General features: G+C 48.4%; 15 protein-coding genes. 13 read left to right on the top strand and 2 right to left on the bottom strand.

The genetic code is table 11. The features are described 5' to 3' along the window. Positions 1 to 113 precede the first annotated feature (113 nt). From BUB18_RS03800 to BUB18_RS03790, 3 genes are read left to right on the top strand one after another with little or no spacing between them, the layout of a single operon-like run. Positions 114 to 1,157, top strand: a complete 1,044-nt coding sequence (locus BUB18_RS03800) for an efflux RND transporter periplasmic adaptor subunit (RefSeq protein ID WP_073078137.1) — start codon at positions 114 to 116, stop codon at positions 1,155 to 1,157. Further along, positions 1,157 to 4,228 (top strand): efflux RND transporter permease subunit, encoded by a 3,072-nt coding sequence (locus BUB18_RS03795; protein ID WP_073078136.1) that lies wholly within the window; start codon positions 1,157 to 1,159, stop codon positions 4,226 to 4,228. Before BUB18_RS03800 ends, BUB18_RS03795 begins: the two co-directional genes overlap by 1 nt. Beyond that, entirely contained in the window at positions 4,225 to 5,586 is a 1,362-nt protein-coding gene (locus tag BUB18_RS03790) for a TolC family protein (RefSeq protein ID WP_143159814.1), read from the top strand. Before BUB18_RS03795 ends, BUB18_RS03790 begins: the two co-directional genes overlap by 4 nt. Here the strand turns inward: BUB18_RS03790 and BUB18_RS03785 are convergent, their stop codons facing one another. After that, entirely contained in the window at positions 5,587 to 5,970 is a 384-nt protein-coding gene (locus BUB18_RS03785; RefSeq protein ID WP_083549328.1) for a transmembrane 220 family protein, read from the bottom strand. It abuts the gene before it with no gap. Positions 5,971 to 6,472: 502 nt separating this feature from the next. Between BUB18_RS03785 and BUB18_RS03780 the strand changes: the two genes are divergently transcribed. From BUB18_RS03780 to eboC, 6 genes are all read left to right on the top strand, one after another. Beyond that, positions 6,473 to 9,715 carry a SusC/RagA family TonB-linked outer membrane protein gene (locus BUB18_RS03780; RefSeq protein WP_073078133.1) on the top strand — a complete coding sequence of 1,081 codons (3,243 nt, stop codon included), beginning with the start codon at positions 6,473 to 6,475 and terminating at the stop codon, positions 9,713 to 9,715. 30 nt (positions 9,716 to 9,745) lie between these two features. After that, positions 9,746 to 11,536, top strand: coding sequence for a RagB/SusD family nutrient uptake outer membrane protein (locus BUB18_RS03775; RefSeq protein WP_073078130.1), 1,791 nt, complete (start codon positions 9,746 to 9,748; stop codon positions 11,534 to 11,536). 110 nt (positions 11,537 to 11,646) lie between these two features. After that, the gene (locus BUB18_RS03770; protein WP_218587981.1) at positions 11,647 to 13,173 is read left to right on the top strand and encodes an FG-GAP repeat domain-containing protein; all 1,527 of its coding nucleotides are present in this window, start codon (positions 11,647 to 11,649) and stop codon (positions 13,171 to 13,173) included. Positions 13,174 to 13,728: 555 nt separating this feature from the next. Continuing rightward, positions 13,729 to 14,625 carry an EboA domain-containing protein gene (locus BUB18_RS03765; protein ID WP_073078124.1) on the top strand — a complete coding sequence of 299 codons (897 nt, stop codon included), beginning with the start codon at positions 13,729 to 13,731 and terminating at the stop codon, positions 14,623 to 14,625. Between the two features lie 42 nt (positions 14,626 to 14,667). Continuing rightward, positions 14,668 to 15,648 (top strand): TatD family hydrolase, encoded by a 981-nt coding sequence (locus BUB18_RS03760; RefSeq protein ID WP_073078121.1) that lies wholly within the window; start codon positions 14,668 to 14,670, stop codon positions 15,646 to 15,648. 52 nt (positions 15,649 to 15,700) lie between these two features. Beyond that, the gene (eboC, locus tag BUB18_RS03755) at positions 15,701 to 16,621 is read left to right on the top strand and encodes a UbiA-like protein EboC (protein WP_218587980.1); all 921 of its coding nucleotides are present in this window, start codon (positions 15,701 to 15,703) and stop codon (positions 16,619 to 16,621) included. Between the two features lie 131 nt (positions 16,622 to 16,752). Here the strand turns inward: eboC and BUB18_RS03750 are convergent, their stop codons facing one another. Further along, positions 16,753 to 18,732, bottom strand: coding sequence for an ATP-binding protein (locus BUB18_RS03750; RefSeq protein ID WP_073078118.1), 1,980 nt, complete (start codon positions 18,730 to 18,732; stop codon positions 16,753 to 16,755). Positions 18,733 to 19,011: 279 nt separating this feature from the next. On the opposite strand from BUB18_RS03750, the gene BUB18_RS03745 reads away from it, so the two are divergent. From BUB18_RS03745 to BUB18_RS03730, 4 genes are all read left to right on the top strand, one after another. Next, positions 19,012 to 20,166, top strand: a complete 1,155-nt coding sequence (locus tag BUB18_RS03745; protein WP_073078116.1) for a 3-dehydroquinate synthase — start codon at positions 19,012 to 19,014, stop codon at positions 20,164 to 20,166. Between the two features lie 10 nt (positions 20,167 to 20,176). Beyond that, positions 20,177 to 21,391: a metabolite traffic protein EboE gene (gene eboE, locus BUB18_RS03740; protein ID WP_073078114.1), complete on the top strand. Its 1,215-nt coding sequence runs from the start codon at positions 20,177 to 20,179 to the stop codon at positions 21,389 to 21,391. Between the two features lie 48 nt (positions 21,392 to 21,439). Continuing rightward, positions 21,440 to 22,804 carry an alkaline phosphatase family protein gene (locus tag BUB18_RS03735; RefSeq protein WP_073078480.1) on the top strand — a complete coding sequence of 455 codons (1,365 nt, stop codon included), beginning with the start codon at positions 21,440 to 21,442 and terminating at the stop codon, positions 22,802 to 22,804. A 93-nt stretch (positions 22,805 to 22,897) separates the two neighbouring features. Then, a complete protein-coding gene (locus tag BUB18_RS03730) occupies positions 22,898 to 24,232 on the top strand; it encodes a Gfo/Idh/MocA family protein (protein ID WP_073078112.1) in 1,335 nt (444 codons plus the stop codon). The last annotated feature ends 114 nt before the right edge of the window (positions 24,233 to 24,346 follow it).

The following is a 24,346-nucleotide window of genomic DNA, read 5'->3' as shown; positions in this document are numbered from 1 at the left end:
AACAACGGCAGGCCTTACTTTGTTAGCATCCTGTTAAAACTGGTTTAAACTTTTAGCGGTTTTAATTGTCTATCTTTATTCACATTCACTTTTTTTACCAAATAGCCCGGCGGATGAGTAAATATTTTCTGTCTGTATTTATGGTAACGGTGACAGTCGCCTTTGCATCCTGTGGGCACCGTAAACAACCGGCAGCCAAAGAGTCCGGCCCTGTTATAGTAGATGTTATTGTTGCAAACCCACGCACTATCAGTAATATCGTAGAAGCCAACGGAACTGTTGTCGCTAACGAATTTGTGGAACTACACCCCGAAACCAGCGGGCGTATTACCTATCTGAACGTACCCGAAGGGGCACTGGTGCAAAAAGGCACCGTCATCGCCAGAATCAATGATGCGGATCTGGTAGCCCAGCAGGAAAAAGCCAAAGTACAGCTGGACCTGGCCGTTAAAACAGAGGAAAGACTTAGAAAACTACTGGCAATCAATGGTATAAATCAGGCAGACTACGACGCGGCATTGAACCAGCTGCAAGGCCTCCGCTCAGATATCGCCTACTACCAGGCCCTGATCGATAAAACAGTCGTTAAAGCCCCGTTTACCGGCGTTATAGGCCTACGCCAGGTTAGTATAGGCGCCTACGTTAGTCCCACCAATATTATTGCCTCCCTCCAAACCACCCATACGCTCAAAATTGATTTTACCATCCCTGAACAATATAATTACCTCGTAAAAAAGGGTAATAAAGTACAGGTAGCCATGGACGCTACCTCCGGTAAATTAATCGATGCCACCATCATCGCCGTGGAGCCACAGGCTAACGCCGCTACCCGCAACCTCGTGGTTCGGGTAATGCTGCCCAACGTATCCGCCCACCCCGGCGGCTTCGCCAAAGTATACGTCGATGCCGGCTCCCATAATAAAGCCATCCTCGTACCTACCAATGCACTTATCCCGGAAGATAAAAGCAATCAGGTGATCGTAGTCAAAAACGGCAGGGCTTCCTTTGTAAGTGTACAAACAGGTGTACGCCAGGCATCTAACGTGGAAATCACCAGCGGGGTCAACAGCGGCGACTCAGTAGTAGTCACCGGCGTGCTCTTTGCCCGCCCTAACGGTATCGTAAAAGTCAGGGAAATAAAACAACTGGAGAACTGATGAATATCTCGGAGCTGTCGCTGAAACGGCCGGTAATGGCCACCGTAATGAACCTGGCACTCATCCTGTTCGGAGTGGTAGGATTCACGTTCCTGGCTATACGCGATTATCCCGCCATCGATCCGCCCATCATCACCGTTTCCACCTCCTACACCGGCGCCAACGCGGATATCATTGAAAGCCAGATCACGGAACCACTGGAAAAACAAATCAACGGTATCCCCGGCATCCGTACCATCACCTCCTCCAGCTCCATCGGCAGCAGCGCTATCACCGTGGAATTCAACCTCGGGGTGGACCTCGAAGCCGCCGCCTCCGATGTACGCGATAAAGTAGGACAGGCCCAACGAAACCTGCCACAGGATATCGACGCCCCGCCGGTAGTTACCAAAGCCGATGCCAACGCCGATTTTATCCTCATCCTTGCTGTACAAAGCCCCACCAAAGGCCTGATGGAATTGAGCGACTACGCTGAAAATGTGCTCCAGCAACAGTTCCAGACCATCAATAACGTTAGCTCCATTAATATCCTCGGGCAAAAGCGCTACGCCATGCGCCTCTGGCTGGACCCCGACAAAATGAGCACCTATAACGTGGCATTCACAGATGTAAGTACCGCCCTTAACAACGAAAACATAGATCTCCCCCCGGGAAAAATTTATGGAACAGCAACGGAACTGACTATACGAACACTGGGGCGACTCACCACAGAAAAGGAATTTCGTGACCTCATCATCCGGGAAGACAGCAGCGGCATCATCCGATTGTCTGATGTGGCCAAAGTAGAACTGGGCCCCGAAAAATATGAACAGAGCTGGAAATACAATGGGGTAAATGCGGTAGGCCTCGCCATCACGCCACAGCCAGGAGCCAACAACGTAGAAATCGCCGATGAATTCTATAAACGGCTGGAAGCCATCGAGAAATCCAATAAATCCGATATTCAGTTTAAAGTACTGATCGACAATACTAAAATTATCCGGCAATCCCTGGAAGAAGTGGAAGAAACGCTGATGATCGCCTTTGCACTGGTAGTACTCGTCATCTTCTTTTTCTTCAGAAACTGGCTGATCGCCGTCCGCCCGCTGATCGACATTCCCATCTCCCTGATCGCCACCTTCTTCGTGATGTATATAGCCGGCTTTAGTATCAATATCCTCACGCTCCTGGGGATCGTACTGGCCACCGGACTCGTGGTGGACGATGGTATCGTGGTCACAGAAAACATCTTCCGGAAAATGGAAGAAGGCATGCCTATTCACCAGGCAGCACTGGAAGGGAGTAAGGAAATATTCTTCGCGGTAATATCCACCTCTATCACACTGGCAGTAGTATTTTTACCGGTAATATTCCTCGAAGGCTTTGTTGGGCGACTCTTCCGCGAGTTCGGAGTAGTGCTGGCTGCCGCGGTACTGATCTCCGCGTTCGTATCGCTCACCATTACGCCGGTGCTTAACGTAGTACTGAACCGTAAGGATGCGCAGCACTCTAAATTCTACCTGAAAACAGAACCCTTCTTTCAGGGCATGGAATCAGGCTACAAACGGTTGCTGGAAGGCTTCATGAAAATACGCTGGGTAGCCTGGGTAATTGTAGTAGTGTGCGGCGTCATCATTTACCTGATCTTAAATGGCCTGAAAAGTGAAATAGCGCCGTTGGAAGACAGAAGCAGTATACGCTTCCAGGTGACTGCGCCGGAAGGTACCAGCTTCGAAGCCATGCAATCTATTACAGACAGGATCTCCGACTATTTATACGATTCCCTCCCGGAACGTGATTTTGTGTTTGCCAGAACACCTGGCGGCGGCGGTGGTGGCGGTGGTGCCGTTAATCAGGCGCAGCCGCGGGTAGGCTTAATTGCGCCGCAGGACAGGATCCGTTCCCAAAACGATATTGCCAACGACCTGCAGCAAAAACTCTCCCGGTTCAACGAAGCCCGCATCTTTGCCGTGCAGGAACAAACCATCGCCGTAGGTTCCGGATCTAAAGCGGCTCTGCCGGTGCAGTTTGTATTGCAAACAACGGATCTGAACAAGCTGCGGGAGATCATTCCAAAATTCCTGGACGAAGCCAGAAATGATAAAACCTTCGCTAACGTGGACGTAAACCTGAAGTTCACGAAGCCGGAAGTACAGCTCTCGCTGGACCGTACCAAAACCCGCGACCTTGGCCTGTACGCCTCCGACGTAATCCGGGCTGCGCAGGCAGCCTTCAGCGGCGGACGTATGGCCTATTTCATCATGAACGGCTACCAGTATCAGGTGATTGGCCAGGTGGCATGGAATAACCGCAACAAACCCAACGATATCAATAACCTGTATGTCCGCAACAACAGGGGCAACCTCCTGCCGCTGGATGCAGTAGTGCATTTACAGGAGGGTACCAATCCGGCTATTCTGTATCACTATAACCGGTATAAGTCGGCCACCATATCGGCTTCCCTGTCGCCCGGCCATACCGTAGGTGACGGCATTGCAGCCATGCAGGCCATCTCCAACCGCCTGCTGGATGAAACATTTCAGACATCCCTGTCCGGCCCTTCCCGCGATTATGCAGAGAGTTCTTCCAACATCGTATTTGCGTTCGGGTTAGCCTTGCTGCTGATTTATTTAGTACTTGCTGCACAGTTCGAAAGTTTTATTGATCCGCTCACCATCATGCTCACCGTACCGCTGGCCTTAGCTGGTGCTTTGCTGAGCCTGTGGGTGTTTGGGCATACGCTTAACATATTCTCTGAAATAGGCATGATCATGCTCATAGGCCTGGTAACAAAAAATGGTATCTTAATCATTGAGTTTACTAACCAAAAAAGAGAGCAGGGGATGGCGAAGGTAGAAGCAGTGATTGAAGCAGCTTCCCAGCGTTTACGCCCCATCCTGATGACGAGCCTTGCTACCTCACTCGGTGCATTGCCGATTGCCATGAGCCTCGGTGCGGCCTCTACCAGCCGTGTGCCGCTGGGTATCGTGGTGGTAGGAGGTATCCTGTTTTCACTGATCCTTACATTACTGGTTATACCGGCGGTATACACCTATATCTCTGGTAAACACAAAGCGCATAGTCACGAATGAAAAGCGTAATGATTTTTTTAGGGTTGATGACCTGCTTGGCGGTGGCAACTGCACAGCAGCCTTATAAGCTGCCCCCGTATAAGCAGCCGCTGTATATGAAGCCGCCTGTAAAGCAGGACCCGCTTACCTTGCAGCAGGCGGTGAATATTGCTTTAAAAAACAGCCTCGACCTGCAACTGGCACAAAACGACCTGGAAGCCAACACGTTGCTCAATACCTACGGTTATGCCGGCGGATTACCCTTAATACAGGCCACCGCCAATGATAACGAGCAAACTACCAACCTCACGCAACGTCTCAACTCAGGGGAAGAAATCAAACGTACCGGTAACGTGAGCAATGCACTGCAAACAGGCCTCGGTGCGAGTATTATTTTGTTTAATGGTCGCCGTGTGGTAGCCACCAAGCGGCGACTGGAGCAATTACAACAGTTATCGGATACCCAGCTGGATTCCATGATACTGCGTGTAGTCGCTAACGTGGAATTAAAATATTATGATGTAGTGAGACAGCAGAGCCTCGCCGGAACACTGTTGCAGTCTATAGCGGTATCGCAGCAAAAACTCGATATTGTAAAAGCCCGCAAGGAAGTTGGTATGGCCAATGACGCGGATCTGTTTCAGGCAATGGTAGACATTAATGCGCAGCAGCAGGCATTGCAAACGCAGGACCTGGTAATCCAGCAATCCAAAACAGACCTGCTGACATTGCTCACCCTCCGGCCGGATTCCGTTATCACCATAAAGGATACTGTAATGGTGGATAAAGGGATCAGCCTTGATACAATCCTTAATCGCTTATACACAGAAAATCCACGATTGCAGGCTGCTGATATACAGGTGCGTATAAACGAACTGAGAGAAAGGGAGGCCGCTGCATTGCGCTATCCCAGCCTGTCTGCGAATGCAGGTTATAATTTCAATCGTACCTCTTCCTCAGCAGGTAATGTTACCTTTAACCAGAACTATGGCCCCTATGTGGGAGCGGGGTTAACGATCCCTATATTTAATGGTGGTATCTATAAAAAACAGCAGCAGGTAGCATCAATAGATACACGAAATGCAAAGCTGCTGAAAGAAACCTATATACGTGATTATACCGCGGCTACGGTGAAGTCGTGGCAGGCATATAATAATAACCTCGAACAACTGGCCACCGCCCAAAATACCTATGAGTTGTCCGCAAAACTGGTTAGTCTTACCATTCAGCAGTTACAGCTTGGGCAGGCCACCGTAATAGATGTAAAAACGGCACAGCAGAGTTTTGAAGTGGCTGGTTATCAGCTCACCAACCTCGCATATGCCGCCAAGGCAGCAGAAATAGAGCTAAAGCTGCTGGCTAATATGCTGCGCTATTAACTAACGTGCACGACTCATCTTCGCCTTCGCGTAAAAGTAATTCACGCCTAATACAACGATGCAGATAAACAAACCAAAGAACTCACGGGTATCTTCTATCCATGGTTTGGTAGCTTTCATGGACTGTGCTATGTTCTCAGCCTGATGCTGTGATACCCAGTCGACCACGCCATCTTTCGTAAAAAATAAATAGATAGCATATAACAGGTAGATGCCAATGCCGAGTAAATACAATTTTCTGTAGAACCTGTTGCGTGCTGCCATGGCGCAAAGCACGGCTGCATACAGGTAAATGGGCATCCACACGTATGGATCGGGGTCGTTGTATTGCAGGCCGGCGAAGATAACGAAGATGACGGCGAAAAAAATATTAAAAGCTTTCATGTATATTGAAAAGTATTGCAGCGCTAAACTTACGCAAAATGGAGATTGAAAGCGAGCAGGTTAGGAAATATTTTAAAAAAATGTTAAAGCGATACTTGTTTGAGTTAAATTATATTTCTAAATTAGTTGCGAAGAACTTATAAAATTCCACGTGAGAACCAAAATCTGGGTATGAGATAGAAAGGTTATGGAGCGCACTTCTCACATTTATTAATTTGTATTTTTTGTTATTCTGATTTCATTTAAAAAAGACACTGTTTGTTTTTTATGAGCTGAATTAGTATTGGTTTTACATAACGCTATGTATTGCCTGTCCCCTTATTGCACAGTTATATTGTAGCTGTCATCTACTCAATGTATATGCTTGCTGGTGCTGCATCTTGCCAGGAAGCAATGGCAAACTATTGCCCGTATTTTACTGCATTGACGGTAGGTGGTGGTGTGATATATACCAGGTACTCTATTTCTTAATTTTTCTTAAACGTCACCCTTAAACCACGTTATGAAAAAACATTTTTACCAGGCGCTGGCCGTTTTATGCGGCTTATTGCTGTTGTTGCTCGGTACTAACGTTTACGCACAAACGAAAATTACGGGGAAGGTTACTGATAAAACATCAGGAAATCCCCTGCCCGGCGTAACAATAGTTGTGAAAGGTACCAACAGAGGTACCGCCACCGATCCAAACGGTGTATTCTCTCTCCAGGCTAAACAAGGAGATATACTGGTAGCCTCGTTTGTAGGCTACGATCCACAGGAAGTACCAGTAGGTAGCGGCCCCGTTACCTTTGTACTCGCAGAAAAAGTAGGTTCATTGGAAGAAGTAGTTGTAACCGGTTATGCCAGCCAGAAAAAGAAAGATCTTACTGGTGCAGTAGCCGTAGTGCGTGTAGACAACCTTACCAAACAACCTACCGCTCAGATCTCTAACCAGCTGCAAGGCCAGGTTTCCGGTATCACTGTACTCGGTACAGGTCAGCCCGGACAAGAGCCACAGGTACAGGTGCGTGGTGTGAATACCTTCGGTAACAACACCCCGCTCTACATCGTGGATGGGGTGCCTATTAAAAGTCTGGTAGACATCAATCCTAATGATGTGGCAACCATGCAGGTATTGAAAGATGCCGGCGCCGCTTCTATTTATGGTGCCCGTGCTGCAAATGGTGTAATCGTAATCACTACCAAAAGAGGTACTGGTAAAGTAAAAGTTACTTATGATGGCTACTACGGCCGCCAGGTTCCTAAAGGAGGAAACGTGTACAACCACGCGAATCCTACTGAACAAGGCCAGCTTATCTGGACAGCCATCAAAAATACCAACGAAAGAAGCCCGGCCAACCAGCAGCTGAAATTCGAAGATGCACAATATGGTTCCGGCCCAAATCCAGTTGTCCCCGACTATATCGCCCCTGCCGGTAAAATGGAAGGTGATCCTGCAGTAGATCCATCTAAGTATTATGTAAATCCTTATTACAAAAACGCCAGCGATGTGGATAATTTCTACCGCATCTCCAAAGCAAATAAAGCTGGTACCGACTGGTTCCACGAAATCTTCAATCCTGCCCCTATTACCAGCCACAACCTTTCTGTTGCCGGTGGTGGTGACATCGGTAGCTATTATGTCTCTTTCTATTATTTTAATCAACAGGGTACGCTGATGAATACGTATAACAAACGTTATGCGGTTCGTGCAAACTCCAGCTTCAATATTACAGACCACATCCGCGTTGGTCAGAACCTGGAATACTCCCTGATCGATAACCCGCAAATCGGTATCCTTCAGGAAGGTAGTGGTATCGGTATGGCTTTCCGCGAGATGACTATCATTCCGGTGTACGATATCATGGGCAACTACGCTGGTTCCGGTTCCAAAGGCCTGGGTAACTCCAGAAATCCGGTGGCTATCCAGGATCGTTTTGGCAGAACCAAAACACTGGCTAACAGATTGCTGGGTAACGTATATGGGGAAGCAGACATTCTTCGTTTATTCACTTTCAGAACATCTTTTGGTGGAGAGATTTATTCCTTCGATAATAACAACTTCACTTTACCTGAATATGAAAATGCGGAAAATAATCGTGTGAATTCCTACACAGAAACTACCGGAAACGGTTACGACTGGACATGGACAAACACCCTCACCTTCCACAAAAATTTCAATAACAAACATGACCTGAAAGTACTGTTAGGTACTGAAGCATATGACGAATGGAACTACGGATTAACCGGTACTACCACCGATTATTTTACCTTCGATCCTGACTACGCTTCCTTGAGTACCGGTACGGGTTCTCCGACCAACGGCAGCTTCAAAAATTCAAACAGCCTCTGGTCATTGTTTGCAAGAGTAGATTATGCTTTTGCAGATAAATACCTGCTCGGTGCCCTGATCCGTCGTGATGGTTCTTCCAGATTCGGTTCCAATAACCGTTACGGTAACTTCCCTGCAGTGTCAGCAGCATGGCGTGTTTCCCAGGAATCTTTCATGAAAAATGTAACCTGGATCACCGACCTGAAACTGCGTGGTGGTTATGGTATCATGGGTAACCAGATCAACGTGGACCCAATGAACGTATTCAATACCTATAACTTCAACCGTACATCCACTTTCTATCCGATGGATGGAACAAATATTACCAAAGGTTTCTACCAGGATCGTATCGGTAACCCGAATGCGAAATGGGAAAGTAACGTGAACTCTAACATCGGTATTGATGCAACGCTGTTTAGAGGTAAACTCGAATTCACTGTTGACTACTACCAGAAAACAGTGAAGGACCTGCTTTACAATCCTGAACTCGCAGGTGTATACGGTGCCGCTATTGTGCCTTATTCCAACGTTGCTAAAATGAGAAATAAAGGTATCGACCTGAACATCACCACCAAAATAGATCTCGCAAAAGATCTGCGTTTGGATGCAACTGGTACCTTTACTACTTATAATAACGAAATCCTCGCCGTATCTACTGGTGCTAACTACTTCGATTCAGAACAACGCCGCTTCGGCAGCCCTATCATCCGTAACCAGGTAGGCCGTTCTATCTCTGAGTTCTATGGTTATCAGATCATCGGATTCTGGAACTCTAACGATGAGGTAAACAAGGCAAAAGAAGATGCGCAGAAGAAATACCCAGGCCTGGATGAATACCAGAAAGATGCCGCCCTCGGTCGCTTCAGATATGCTGATATCAACGGCGATGGTAAAATAGATGTGGACGACAGAACATTCCTGGGCGCCCCTACTCCTAAATTCAGCTATGGTCTTAACATCGGTCTGAACTACAAAAATATCGACTTCAGCATGTTCCTCTACGGTGTGTCTGGCAATAAAATCTGGAATCAGATTAAATGGTGGACTGACTTCTATGGTTCTTTTGCAGGAGCAAAAAGTAAAGATGCGGTGTACAACAGCTGGACACCAGAAAACCATAATGCTAAACTGCCGGTACAGGAAACCAAAGGCTTTGAAAGTACGTCCAACGTGCCTAACTCTTACTTCGTAGAAAACGGTTCTTACCTGCGCGCTAAAAATATGCAGATAGGTTATACACTGCCGGTGCATGTCCTGAAAGGTATAGGCGTAAGTAAGTTCAGAGCATATGTACAGGCTGCGAACGTATTCACCATCACTAAATACTCAGGCGTAGATCCGGAAATCACCGGCGCTACTACTGCATTCGGTATTGATGAAGGTGCTTATCCAAATCAGCGCCAGTATCTGATCGGTGTAAATGTGACTTTCTGATAGCATTATTCAACTAGCAAAACTAAAGAGATGAAAATAATTAAATATTCAGGTATAACATTATTGCTGGCTGCTACTATGCTGGGCGCCTGCAAAAAAAGCTTCCTGGAACGTCCGCCATATGCTGCATTAGGAGGAGACCTGGTTGCTAATAAGGATGGTGTTAATTACTTACTGATCGGTGCTTATGCCGCACTCGATGGACAAGCGCCCGACAACAACGCTTTAGGTGGCGGCGGCTCCGGCTGGATGGCATCACCTACCAACTGGGTATACGGCAGTGTGGCCGGTGGTGATGCGCATAAAGGCTCTGAGAGTCCGGACCAGCCAGACATCAACACCATTGCTACTGGTCAGCATTCTACGACCAACACTTTCTTCAATGCAAAGTGGAAAGCGGTGTTTGAAGGTGTGACCCGTTGTAACAACACCCTCAAATTTATGAAGGAAGCAAAGGATATGACCGCCGCTGAAAAAACACAGGTGGAAGCAGAAGCGCGTTTCCTCCGTGGTCACTACTATTTTGAACTGAAAAAAATGTTCAATAAAGTTCCATGGATCAACGATACCACCGCTGATGTGCTGCAGCCAAACAACGTGGACATCTGGCCCAACATCGTGGCGGATTTCACTTTCGCAAAAGATCACCTGCCTGCTACACAGTCAAATGTAGGTCGCGCTAACAAATGGGCGGCACAGATTTACCTGGCTAAATCACTGCTGTACCAGAAAAAATATGCAGAAGCATTACCACTCTTCCAGGATGCTATCGCCAGCGGTAACACTTCCAACGGTAAGAAATATGCACTGGAAGATGATTTCCAAAGGAACTTTAACGCTGCCTATAAGAATGGTCCTGAATCGGTTTTTGCTATCCAGATGACTGCCAATGATGGTACCAACGCTATCACCAATGCCAACGCTGGAGATATGCTGAACTATCCTTATAACAGTCCGTTTGGTTGCTGCGGATTCTTCCAGCCTACACAGGAACTGGTAAATGCTTACCGTACCAGCGCTACCGGTTTACCATTTGTAGATGATTATAATCTGCCTGCCAACGCAGTGAAAAACGATATGGGAATAAGCCCGGATGCTGCTTTTACTCCTGATGCAGGTTTCCTGGATCCGCGTTTAGACTGGACCGTAGGTCGCCGTGGGGTTCCATATCACGACTGGGGTCTGCATCCGGGAGCTGCCTGGGTACGTGACCAGAAAAGTGGTGGCCCATATGCTGGTAAAAAAATGATCTACTGGCAGTTTAACCAGAGCATCTATAAAGATTCTCACTCCTGGGCACCTGGATCTGCTATCAACGTAGTGCTCATCCGTTTCTCCGATGTACTGTTGATGGCTGCTGAGTGTGCAGTTGAAACCAGTAACCTGCCGCTGGCAGAAAGCCTGGTTAACCAGGTACGTGGCCGCATCGCCGACCATCCGGAATTCTGGCTGCACCAATACCTCGACAATACCAAGCCAATGGACGGTTTTTCCACCACCGCACTGGCAGCGAATTACAAAATCAGCAGATACCCTGCCGGTACCTTCAGTTCCCAGGCTATCGCCCGCAAATATGTTTATTTCGAACGTAAACTCGAGCTGGCCACCGAAGGTCACCGTTACTTCGATGTGGGCCGTTGGGGCGATATTGGCGTAGACCTGATGAAGAAGTTCTATGACTATGAAAGTACTATCACTACTGACCTCGTAGGGGCAAACTATAAAAAAGGTCGTAACGAATACTTCCCGGTTCCGCAACGCCAGCGTGATCTTTCGATTAAAAACGGAAAATCTGTACTGGATCAGAACGACGGATATTAATTATTTCATACTTGCCTGTCACAAAAATGAAATGCAGCGGACTGAGTGCCGCTGCATTCATTTTTTATCACCTTATTTGCTATTTTAGAGTCCCTTGAAAATTATTCCACATGTCAGCGCAACCAATGTCTATCAGAAAAGGCCTGCTCTACAGCTCTTTCGTTTTTGCTTCCATTATTGCCATTACCGTTGGTTGTCATACGCCTACCCGCGATGAACAGGCCGCAGCGCTGGCTGATAAACATTGTGGCAGCTGCCATATGCCGGTTTCGCCGGCATTGCTGGATTCTGTAACCTGGAATGACCATGTGCTGCCAGCGATGGCGCAGCGTGTAGGCATCCGCGTATGGAATGAAACCAGTTACTATCCCCCCATGCCGGGTGATCCGGCGCCTGCCATTCCATTTAAAGAATGGACAGAAATAGTGGCATATTACCAGCGAAATGCACCCAAAAAGCTGAAGCCGGCAGAGGTACCTGTTCCGCTGCGTCATGAATGGTCAGGATTCCAGATAGGCTTGCCACAGGTAAAAGATACCAGTACCAGGTCCACCGTGCTGGTGGCGGCCGATTCCGCCGGAAATATTTATACCGCTGACGCTTACGATAATACCCTTACCCGCTGGAACCCACAGCTGGTCCTTACCGGTAGCTGGAAAACACATTCCCCGGTAGTGGATATTGCTTTCCGGCAGTCGCCACAGCGGCAGCTGCTGGCCCGCATCACCCAGATCGGAGATATGAGGGCGGTGGATAAACCCAGCGGCATCATCGCCGATCTGAACCTGGAAGCCGGTACTACCACGGATATAAAGCCCTACCTGCAACGACCAGTACAAACTATTGCACTGGATTTTGATAAAGATGGTAGGGAGGAGATGGTCACCTGCGCTTTTGGTCACCATACCGGTGGACTTATTTACCTCCGGCAGCAGGCCGATGGCAAATATGAGGAACGCGCGCTGATGGAGCTGCCTGGTGCCACCAAAGCCATACCCGGGGATTTCAACAACGACGGCTGGACGGATCTGATGGTGCTTTTTGCAGCAGGGGAAGAAGGTATCTGGCTGTTTGAAAATGACAAAAAAGGAGGGTTTTCCTCCAAAAACCTGATAAAATTCCCGCCTGTTTACGGTTCAACGAGCTTTCAGCTGGCCGATTTCAACGGCGACGGAAAGCTCGATATCCTGTATACCTGTGGTGACAACGCCGATTACTCTATAGTTCTGAAACCTTACCATGGTGTTTATATCTATCTGAATGAAGGAAATAATCAATATAAACAGGCCTGGTTCTATCCCGTTAACGGCTGTACGAAGGCCATAGCGGCTGATTTCAACCAGGATGGTCAATTGGATATTGCCACAATCGCATTTTTCGCCGACCTGGAAAAGAATCCCGGCGAGAAATTTATTCTCTTCCAGGGAAATGAAAAACCGCTGCAGTTCACACCGTTTGCGCCGCCAATTGAAAAAGAAGGCCACTGGATGACCATGGAAGCCGCTGATATAGATAAGGATGGTGACCTGGATATCCTACTAGGTAACTATGCAAAAGGCTTTATTGTGCAGGAAGATTATAAACCTAACTGGAAGGAATATCAGCCGTTTATAGTACTTTTCAACACCCTCCGTTAACATAAATAATAACAAAATTTCAAAGAGAGATTTGGTGGGAAAATAGAATAATATGTATATTACAGCCGTATTTATCTTCCAAGACCATTAAAGTAACTGCCGGGCATCTCTGTGAAAGATTTTTCACTAAGATGGTTTTTGATCATAGTCGTTCTTGTTTTTTGCCCGTTTTCATAACTATAACACCTTATAAAGACATTATACAGGCCGTCGCTGTATATGTCCGGTAAAGATATCCTGATGAATAATCAGGCTTTAGAATGGCGGAAGGAGAGGCATTATTGCCTCTCTTTTATTTTATACCAGGCCAGCAACATTTTCAACACTACCATCCGCGCACAGTCAGAACAATCCCTGATATAATCCCTTTCAGTAAAATACTATAGCCAGCCCCGCGCGTAGCACGGCACTCGCGCCAATGAATCCTTCGGTGACATTGGAAACCTCACCGTTTGATCAACCACCCATCATATTTTACTATTTCCTTAGTATAAATCCGTGTTATCTGGTTAATTTTAGACCGTATTATTATTGCACTATATAAAAAGGCTTGAAGTGACCGCATATGTAATTGACCACGAAAATGTAAAAGCGTTATTAGGTCAACTCATCCAGCAACAGGAAAACGCACGCGCCATTGATTGGCTGCAACAACGCCAGGAACTGCAGCAAACCGCCCCGTTAACCCGGGATTTTTTGCAGACATTTACCGCTATGCCCAGATTTACAGGCAAACAGCCCGTAAAACCCGTCACGGAAATTATGGAGGCGCTGGAAAAAGCGATACCCGGATTTTTCGTGTATGATTGGACGTTAGACCGCCTCGCACGCGTTTGGTGGATGCTTTTTATTCCGGCAGCTGAAAAATCGATTTATGTAAATCAGGTGGAAGCACTTTTCAACGGCGCCGAAATGAATGAACTGGCAGCTCTTTACAGTGCACTGCCCCTGCTGGCCTATCCGGAAGAATGGATTGCCCGTACTGCGGACGGTATCCGCTCCAACATAGCACCAGTGCAGGAAGCCATCATGCTCCATAACCCTTATCCGGCGCAATACCTGCCGGAAGCCGCCTGGAACCAGCTGGTAATGAAGGCAATTTTCACGGAAAAGCCCCTGAACCAGATTTATGGCCTTCAGAAGAGGTCGAATGAGGCACTGGCTGCCATTATCACGGACTTCGCCCATGAAAGGCAGGCCGCTGGCCGCCCGGTGAACCCACTCCAATGGCAACTCCTCACCAACTTTCTCTCCACCGCCAACTTTCCGGACATAACACGTCTGTGGCAGTCGGCCTATAACGTGGAAAAAGAAGCCGCCGCCCTGGTATGCTACCACAGCAATTACCCGCCGGCAAAGGAACTGCTGGCATCAGCCCCCTACCTGGCCGATGAAATCAATACAGGCAGCCTCACCTGGGATAAAATTGCCGCTACCATCAACCTATCATAACTTTTTTTTGCCAACTATATTCCATCTTAAACAACATTTTTTATGTGCGGAATTCATGACTTAACAGAACAGGACCTCCAGCCACTGGCCCACTCTCCGGCATATCTCGATAAGATTAAGGGGATGAAATTTTTTGATCCCCATGTACACATGACCTCCAGAACAACGGATGATTACCAGGCTATGGCAGATGCCGGCGTAGTAGCCATTATTGAACCAGCGTTCTGGCTCGGACAACCACGTACCGGCGTCGACTCCTTCCGCGACTATTTCTCCAGCCTCGTTGGGTGGGAAAGATTCCGCTCCTCGCAGTTCGGTATCAAACACTACTGCACCATCGGACTCAATTCCAAAGAAGCCAACAACGAAAAACTGGCAGAGGCAGTAATGGAAATACTCCCACAGTTTATTTATAAAGAAGGGGTGGTAGGCATTGGCGAAATCGGCTTTGACGACCAAACCGCACTGGAAGAAAAATATTACCGTGCACAGCTGGAACTGGCTAAGGAAGCCAATCTCCCGGTGCAAATCCACACCCCGCACCGCGATAAAAAGCAAGGCACCCGCCGCAGTATGGATATCGCACTCGAACACGGCCTCGATCCTAAAATGGTCATAGTAGACCATAACAACGAAGAAACCGTGAAAGAGGTGCTGGACCGCGGGTTCTGGGCTGCATTCACCATTTATCCGTTTACCAAAATGGGCAATGAGCGTATGGTTCAGGTCGTAAAACAGTATGGAAGCGAAAGAATTATGATCAATTCCGCTGCCGACTGGGGCATCAGCGACCCGCTGGCAGTACCCAAAACCGCAGCACTTATGCACGAAAGTGGTATTGACTCGAATGACATTCATTTGGTAACTTACAAGAACGCACTGACAGCCTTCGCTCAAAGTGGACAAATTAATGAATCTGATTTCGGAGTTGTCACGGACCAAAGTGAAAAATTTAATGGTAGTACAGTGTTAAGAGGTGGACAACAACCAAGAATTAATAAGAATACGACCATCATCCGTTAGGCGCTTTTTGTACTGGAGTACAAGCCCTAAACCATGAAAACCTCATATTAAAGTGAGTTATATTGCTAGTAAATTGATTGGATACCTGCGCCTGATGCGACCCGCTAATATTATCACAGCCATCGCAGACGTTTTAGCAGGGGTAGCCATTTCGGGCTATTTTATAGATGTGACTTATCGTACAGTTACACTGGAGTTTTCACTTCCCGTAGTGTGCCTCTGCCTCGCGGCAGCCGGACTTTACGGAGGAGGGGTCGTATTTAACGATGTATTCGACGCAAAACTGGATGCAATAGAACGGCCGGAACGTCCCATTCCCAGCGGAATCATTTCCAAAACTCAAGCGATTATCTTAGGCGCTTACCTGCTGCTCGTAGGTGTATTAGGCGCCTTTTCGGTAGGACACCTCACCGGTGCCCCGGGATGGCTCGCAATTGCCATTACCCTCGCAGCGCTGGTATACAATAAATGGGGAAAACATCACCCCGTATGGGGCCCGATAAACATGGGACTTTGCCGGGGATTCAATCTGCTGCTGGGTATCAGTATCCTGCCGGAAGCCCTGGCGCAATACTGGTGGATGGGTATTATCCCCGTCATCTACATCGCTGCAATTACTAATATCAGTCGCGGTGAAGTACACGGCGGCAACACCAAAAGCCTTAAAGTAAGCGCAGTTGGCTATGCAGTCGTATACTCCGCCATGATCGTGCTGGCCATACACCAGGAACGCCTGTGGAGGGCACTGCCTTTCATCCTGCTGTTCATGTTTATGGTCAACACCCCGCTGATGAAAGCCATGAAAGAGCCTTCGGGGCCTAATTTAGGGAAAGCTGTAAAAGGAGGGATTTTGGCACTCATTGCCATGAATGCCGCCTGGGTAGCCGCTTTTGCACAAATGCCGTTCGCTATTTTCGTGCTGCTCCTGTTGCCGGTTTCACTCGGCCTGGGGAAACTTTTTGCGATTACCTGAGTATTAAATTGGGCCTTCGGCCCTTGCGATCTTTTTCCTCGCAAAGCAGCATAAGAGACAAAACAAAGTCCTTATGCGGCTCTGTCAGCGTTCTGATGACCGCCTACGGCGGTCATCAGAACGCTCTGCTACTATTTCGCCAGCTGCATCGGAATGATATTAAACGCAATATACGCGGTAGTTCCCCGCCCTGCCGACGCATCTATATCCAAATTTCCGTTCAACGCTTTAATACGGGTGTGCAGGTTTCGCAAACCCATACCCTGATGCAGTTCCGGCTGATGCTGGAAACCGATGCCGTTATCTTCTACCTGAATAGACAATGTATGCTCCTCCTGCATAAGCTGCACCAATGCTGCCGTTGCCCTGGAATGCTTGATAATATTATTAATCAGCTCCTGCACGATCCTATACACTGATAACTCAAAGCTGGCATTGTAACGCCGCACCTGACCGGTGCTTTCATACGTAATCAACAGCTTCCTGCTGTGACTCACATTGCGGCAATAAAAACCTAAGGCTTCCGATAACCCAACCCTGGAAAGTATTTCAGGCATGAGGTTATGCGCGGTTTTACGAACTTCCACTACGGCATCATCCAGGATACCCATGGCATGAAGGAAGCCGGGATCTTCTTTCAGGTACGGGCGCTCATGCCGCAATGCACTGAAATGCAGTTTTACCGCCGATAATAATCCACCCACGCCGTCATGCAAATCCTTGGAAAGCCGCGTGCGCTCCCGCTCTTCGCCCTGCATCATGGCCTCCAGTACCTGCACGGTACGTTCGGCTTCCATCGTTTGCAGCTGTTGCAATTGCAGCTTGTGGCGATGTTGCATTTTCAACCAGTAAATAATTGCAGGTATCATCAGCAAAATAAAACTCACCATACCATAAAGTATCCACTTGTTTTTGCGATGCAGTTCCAGGTTCATCGTAGCTACCTGTAATTTTTTTTCGGTGAGATTTTTTTCGTTCCGGGCAGTGGCGTAGCGTGACTCCAACTGTTGCACACTGCTGCGGGTAGTATTGCCCAGCAGTGAATCATGCAATTTTTCATATTGCTTGCGTAGTGCCAGCGCCTCCGCCGGCTTCCCAGTGGCTGCTTTCAGGTCGGATGCCACCAGGTAGGCCTGGTGAAGCTCATTGCCCGCCAGGTATAACTTACTCATGGCGATGGATTTGTTAATATACTCCTCCGCCGCAGCATACTTCCCGGATAGAAACAGCTCGTTGCCAATGCCCAGCAGTATACTTATCAACTTATCAGGTGCAGGATATAGTTTAGTAATAGCTTCCGCCTGATGAAATAATTGCAGGGCCTTACCATGCTCTCCTTTGCAGGAAAGTACAGACGCAATATTGATAGTGCCGTTCAGTACAAATATACTGTCGCCCGTTTCCCGGCCCAGCTGTATAACCTGCGTAAAGATCTGACTGGCTTGCTCGTGTTGCTTCAGATGCAGCAATGCCGCACCCATGCAGTTGAGTGCGCTCGCCATTCGCCGCTTATGCTTACGCTGTTCCGCAAACTGGTGGGCTTTCCTGGCATATTCCAGCCCCTTGTGGTAATCGCCTAACAATATAAATACCGACGACAGGTTAATGGTAATTTTATTGGCCTGCATACTGTCGCCCCGTATATCAGCCAATTCCAGCGTAGCCATGTACTGATCGGCCGCTGCCTTGAAATTACCTACCTGCTGAAACTCATTGCCCATGAAGTTATGCACATTCATAAGGTTGGTGGTATCTTTCAACTGGCTGTATATTTTTTCCGCCTGTTGGAGCAGGTACAGGCTCTGCATGTATTCGCCCTTCAGGTCCTGGATGTACATGTAATACATGGTGAAGTCGGCTACTCCTTTCTGATAGCCCAGCTGTATACTCAGTGCCAGCGCGTCCTTCATCATTTTTTCTGCTTTCTGCATACTATCCGGCACCAGTGCTTCACCGAGCGCCAGATAGGTATTTACTCTGTCAATGTTTGGCGGCAATTTATCCAGTTGCTGATACAAACTGTCTTTACGGGACAGCGTTTGTGCGGCGGCTGTCAGCATCAGCAGCGGCACTATCAGGGCAGGGATGACCAGTAACAACTTTCGGTACATAACGAATAGTGGTTTGGGGAAAAGGCTTTCCTTTACAGTAACAATTAATTTCCGGGGCCTGTAAGCAGGTTCACGGAGGCAAAGTTTATGCTTTTTCGGTGCATCCGCAAGGGTGTTTGGATGAATGGCGAAACCACTCATGCGTATAATTCCCGTCTGCCTAAACATAACCCGCCACAGTACGGTAATTTGCCGCCCATGTGTCTGGTTAAGTAGAAATACGGATTTTTGTGTACATTTAAAGGATAACTTATCAGATAGAATGTAAGAGGATTAGCCATGGAATATTTACTGCAGAATTTTAATGTCAACTTTCACTACCAGGTTCACTTTACCTCCCAGCTTTTTAGTCCTGACAATAACTGTTTGAGAGCATACCTGGAGGCACAGGCGGTACATACCCACCTGAAAAAAATACTTGTGGTACTTGACCAGGGCATGGCCGGCCATCATGCGGGCTTAACGCAGCAGATAGCCACCTATCTCAAAACCATCAAGGGTTTTGAGCTGGCACCTGAAATCCTGACTATTACAGGGGGAGAAGGTGTTAAAAATGATTTACCGTTGTTTCTTAACCTGGTAAATGCCATTGATAAATATAAAATCGATCGCCACTCCTACCTGATAGGCATTGGGGGAGGCTCTCTCCTGGACCTCGTGGGCTTCGTAGCGGCAGTATCGCACCGGGGTGTGAAACACATCCGTATTCCTACTACCGTGTTGTCGCAAAATGATTCCGGTATCGGTGTGAAAAACGGCATCAACTTCAACGGTAAAAAGAATTTCCTGGGTGCTTTCGCCCCGCCACAGGCAGTGTTCAACGATAGCCAGTTCCTTACTACCCTCGAAAAGCGGGACTGGAACTCCGGCATGGTAGAAGCTGTTAAAGTGGCGCTCATCAAAGATCTCGCGTTCTTTGAATGGATGGAAGCCCGCGCACTGGCACTCAGCAATGGAAATATGGCAGATATGCAGGAGCTGATCTACCGCTGCGCTGCCTTACACATGCAGCATATCGGCAATGGCGGCGATCCGTTTGAAAGCGGGTCCTCGCGGCCACTTGACTTCGGCCATTGGAGTGCGCACAAGTTGGAGCAACTCACCAACTTCGCACTGCGGCATGGAGAGGCGGTAGCTATTGGCGTGGCGCTCGACAGCGTGTATTCGTACCTGTTAGGATGGCTGAGCGAAAGTGATATGAAGCGCATTATCACCGTATTGAAAAATATGCAGCTGCCCGTGTGGCATCCGTTGCTTGAAAGGCAGGGTGGACAAGAGTCCCCGGTCATTGCCGGACTCGAAGAATTCCGCGAACACCTGGGCGGACAACTTACTGTATCTCTCCTTAGAAAAATAGGACAGGGAGAAGATGTTCATGAAATGAACCTGGAAATGCTGTACAAAGCGGCAGCGATCACCAAATCCATGCAATAAAAACTATCTCATGCAAACAGCTGTTGGTCACCTGACCTACTGTTCCAATATACATCCGGGCGAAACCTGGAGCGCACATTTTCAGCAATTGAAGGAACATATTCCCGCTGTGAAGCGGTTCGTATCCCCTGATAAACCTTTTGGGATAGGGTTGCGACTGGCAAACAGCGCCAGCCTTGAGCTGGCCAGGGAAGAGAACCTGCGGGCATTTCAGCAGTGGCTGCAGGCAAACGACTGCTATGTGTTTACCATGAACGGTTTCCCTTACGGCGGGTTTCACAATACCGTGGTGAAAGACCAGGTGCATGCGCCCGACTGGACCAGCGCCGATCGTGTAGCCTACACTATCCGCCTGTTCCGGCTGCTGGCTTCCATGCTTCCGTATGGCCGTGAAGGTGGTATTTCCACTTCGCCGCTGAGCTATAAATTCTGGTGCAACCGCTGCGAAGAAGAAAAGAATAGCGTGATGGAAAGCGCCACCCTCAACATCCTGCTGGTGGTGGAACACCTGGTGCGCGTGCGCCGCAGCGGCGGGCCTTTGCTGCACCTGGATATTGAGCCGGAGCCCGATGGCCTGCTGGAAAATACCGAGGAATATATGGACTGGTATCTCCACCAGTTATTACCCGCTGGCATCCCTTTTTTACAGGATAAATTCAAAATCGACGAGGCCACTGCTGCCGGGTTCATCAAGGACCATGTGCAACTATGCTACGACGTTTGCCATTTTGCACTGGAATACGAGCAGCCGGCTGTGGTGCTGGAAAAGCTCTCCGCCTACGGATTGAAAGTAGGCAAGATTCAGATCAGTGCTGCACTGAAAGCTGACATGCCAACGGAAACGGATAAACGAAAAAAAGTAATCGATGCATTTCGTCAGTTCGAAGAACCTGTTTACCTTCACCAGGTGATTGCACGCACCGCGGCAGGCGGATTGATACATTATCCGGATCTGCCTCAGGCCTTTGCTGATGCAGATAACAGCAAAGTAGCAGAATGGCGTTCTCACTTCCATGTGCCCGTATTCCTGGAAAGCTACGATCCGCTTTCCTCCACACAGGCCGATATCAAAGCGGTTTTGGCGCTGCAGAAACAGGAACCATTTACACAACACCTGGAAGTAGAAACTTACACCTGGGACGTATTGCCCACACCACTGAAAGAGAATATTGATATTTCCATCTCCAGAGAATTGCAATGGGTATTGCAGCAACTGGATTATTGATAACCGAATAACAGCATTATGCCACATTAAGCAATGGCTAACGCATCTATGAAAAAGACAGTTGTAATCGATGTGGTAGGGCTCTCTGCCTCCCTGCTCGAACACATGCCTTTCCTGAAGGCCTATACCGACACGCGTCATGTGACCACTATTCAGCCTATGCTGCCGGCAGTAACAACGGCAGTACAAAGTACTTATCTTACCGGCCAGTGGCCTGCCGAACACGGCATCGTGGGGAATGGCTGGTACGACCGTACCGACGCTGAAATCAAATTCTGGAAACAATCCAACCGCCTGGTAGATGCACCCAAGATCTGGGATAAGGCACGCCAGCTGAATCCGGAGTTTACCGTGTCGCAAATGTGCTGGTGGTACAATATGTACGCTAACGTGGACTACTCACTCACGCCAAGGCCCAACTACCTCCAGGACGGCCGCAAAATACCGGACTGCTATACCACACCGGCGGACCTGCGCGATTACCTGCGCGAAAAACTTGGCACATTTCCGCTGTTTAACTACTGGGGGCCCACCGCCAGCATTGTATCTTCCAAATACATCGCGGATGCATCCATCCTTACGGACCAGCGCTACAATCCTACCATGACCTTCATCTATCTCCCGCACCTGGATTACTGCCTGCAGAAATTCGGTCAGGATATGGAGAAAAATAAAAAGGAAATCCTGGAAATAGATGCCGTGGTAAAGCAACTGGTAGACTACTATCAGCAACAGGATACCGCAATTATCATCTTATCGGAATATGGAATTTCCAACGCGAATAAACCGATCGATATCAACCGGATCCTGCGTAAGGAAGGACTGATTGCAGTACGTGAGGAGCGGGGCCTGGAACTGCTCGATGCCGGTGCCTCCAAAGCCTTTGCAGTAGCCGATCACCAGGTAGCACATATTTACATCAATGATCCTGCTGTGTTTAAAAAAGTGCGGGGCCTGCTGGAAGCGCATCCTGATATTGAGCTGGTGCTCGACCGGGAGGGTAAGCGTCAGTACAATCTCCATCACGCCCGTAGCGGCGAATTGGTAGCCGTTGCAGCGTCTGGCAGCTGGTTTACCTATTATTACTGGCTGGATGATGCGAAAGCGCCGGATTTTGCACGTACAGTAGAGATATTTAAAAAGCCGGGTTATGATCCTGTGGAGATGTTTATGGACCCTAAGGATCCGTTGATAAAGTTGAAGGCAGCATTCAAAGTGCTGAAAAAGAAACTGGGCTTCCGTTACCTGATGAACGTAATCCCACTGGATGCATCGCTGATAAAAGGCTCCCATGGTCGCCTCGAAACTGACCCGGCCCTGCAGCCGCTCGTGATCACCGATACGCCTACCGGGAAAGCATCCGTACCTGCTACCGAAGTGTACCAGATCATGTGGAATCACCTGAATAGCTAAGCTTCGCCGCCGGTCATAAAAAATCCCTGACAGTGGAATATTTGTATATTTTCATGCAACCGATTGCCGAAAATCTAAAAATATACTATCGTTATGAAGAGAAGGGATTTTGTTAAAACCGGCGCTGCTGCTGGCTTAGGCGCAGGACTTACCTATCTGAATTTTCCTGTATTTGGTAAAGATGCCCCGAGCAATAAAATTGTAGTGGGCGTAATGGGGGTTAACTCAAGGGGCAACTGGCTGGCGCAGCTGGCTGCCAAACAGCCCAATGCAGCAGTCGCCTACATCTGTGATGTAGAGGACGGGGCCGTGGCCAAAGGCCTGAAAGCCTTATCCGGCGCGCAAAGCAAAACTCCTACCGTAGAAAAGGATATCCGTAAATTACTTCAGCGAAAAGATTTTGATGCACTGATGGTGGCTACGCCGGACCACTGGCATGCGCCAGCAGGTATTATGGCCGCCGCTGCCGGGAAGCATGTGTATGTGGAAAAGCCTTGCGCACACAACCCGCGTGAAGGCGAGTTGCTGGTTGCCGCGGGGGCTAAATATGGCCGCCACATTCAGATGGGTAATCAGCGCCGCTCCTGGCCTAATATGCAGCAGGCGGCAGCAGAGATTAAAGCAGGCGCCATTGGCGAGGTGTATTATGGTCGCGCATGGTATGTAAATAATCGTAAGCCAATTGGTGTCGGTAAAAAAGTGCCGGTACCTGCCACACTCAACTGGGACCTTTGGCAAGGGCCTGCGCCCCGCAGGGACTTCCAGGACAACATCGTGCATTACGACTGGCATTGGCGCTGGCACTGGGGCACCTCTGAAACCTGTAACAACGCCACCCACGAACTAGACTGCCTGCGCTGGATGATGAACCTTGGTTTGCCTACAAAAGTTACTGCTGCGGGTGGGCGTTATGCTTATCCTCCGGATGACTGGGAAACGCCGGATACTCAAACGGTAAATTTCGAATTTGAAGGCGGTAAATCCGTTACCTGGGAAGGGCGTAGCTGTCACCCATTCACCCTGGAGGGAAGTGGCCGGGGATTCGCTGTATTTGGCAGCAAAGGGGCATTGTATTGCAATGGCAGCGATGCTTATAAAATTATGGATAACGATAACAAGCTGATCAAAGAGGTAAAACAACAGGACCCGCCAACGAGGAATGTTACCAATACGGTGAGTCCTGCAGGCGAATACCTGGATGGCCTGCATATCCGGAACTTTTTTGACACCATCCGCGGCGATGCCAGGTTAAATGCTGAAATAAGCGAAGGTTACCGCAGTACGTTACTATGCTTACTGGCTAATATTTCGCAGCGAACCGGGCGCGTATTACACACCGATCCGGCCAATGGTCATATCCTTGCGGACGATGCGGCGATGAAGCTGTGGAGCCGCGACTATGAAAAAGGCTGGGCACCTAAAGTATAATGCTGAATTTATATTCTATCAACAGCGCCTGCCATCGCAAGATGGCAGGTTTTTTTATCCCTCAATCCGATAAAACCCTTATCCCTATTCTGTTTATAGACTAAAAATAAATAT

The organism is Chitinophaga jiangningensis (genome assembly GCF_900142605.1).
Taxonomy (GTDB): domain Bacteria; phylum Bacteroidota; class Bacteroidia; order Chitinophagales; family Chitinophagaceae; genus Chitinophaga; species Chitinophaga jiangningensis.
Note: the sequence above shows the minus strand (reverse complement) of the source record. Positions and strands in the feature narration are given on the sequence as shown.

Bases quoted from the DNA above. Each gene is read 5' to 3' on its own strand.
- BUB18_RS03790 (WP_143159814.1), top strand. From the start codon at position 4,225: ATGAAAAGCGTAATGATTTTTTTAGGGTTGATGACCTGCTTGGCGGTG.
- BUB18_RS03775 (WP_073078130.1), top strand. From the start codon at position 9,746: ATGAAAATAATTAAATATTCAGGTATAACATTATTGCTGGCTGCTACT.
- BUB18_RS03785 (WP_083549328.1), bottom strand. From the start codon at position 5,970: ATGAAAGCTTTTAATATTTTTTTCGCCGTCATCTTCGTTATCTTCGCC.
- BUB18_RS03800 (WP_073078137.1), top strand. From the start codon at position 114: ATGAGTAAATATTTTCTGTCTGTATTTATGGTAACGGTGACAGTCGCC.
- BUB18_RS03750 (WP_073078118.1), bottom strand. From the start codon at position 18,732: ATGTACCGAAAGTTGTTACTGGTCATCCCTGCCCTGATAGTGCCGCTG.
- BUB18_RS03770 (WP_218587981.1), top strand. From the start codon at position 11,647: ATGTCAGCGCAACCAATGTCTATCAGAAAAGGCCTGCTCTACAGCTCT.
- BUB18_RS03780 (WP_073078133.1), top strand. From the start codon at position 6,473: ATGAAAAAACATTTTTACCAGGCGCTGGCCGTTTTATGCGGCTTATTG.
- eboE (WP_073078114.1), top strand. From the start codon at position 20,177: ATGCAAACAGCTGTTGGTCACCTGACCTACTGTTCCAATATACATCCG.
- BUB18_RS03760 (WP_073078121.1), top strand. From the start codon at position 14,668: ATGTGCGGAATTCATGACTTAACAGAACAGGACCTCCAGCCACTGGCC.
- BUB18_RS03730 (WP_073078112.1), top strand. From the start codon at position 22,898: ATGAAGAGAAGGGATTTTGTTAAAACCGGCGCTGCTGCTGGCTTAGGC.
- BUB18_RS03745 (WP_073078116.1), top strand. From the start codon at position 19,012: ATGGAATATTTACTGCAGAATTTTAATGTCAACTTTCACTACCAGGTT.
- BUB18_RS03735 (WP_073078480.1), top strand. From the start codon at position 21,440: ATGAAAAAGACAGTTGTAATCGATGTGGTAGGGCTCTCTGCCTCCCTG.
- BUB18_RS03795 (WP_073078136.1), top strand. From the start codon at position 1,157: ATGAATATCTCGGAGCTGTCGCTGAAACGGCCGGTAATGGCCACCGTA.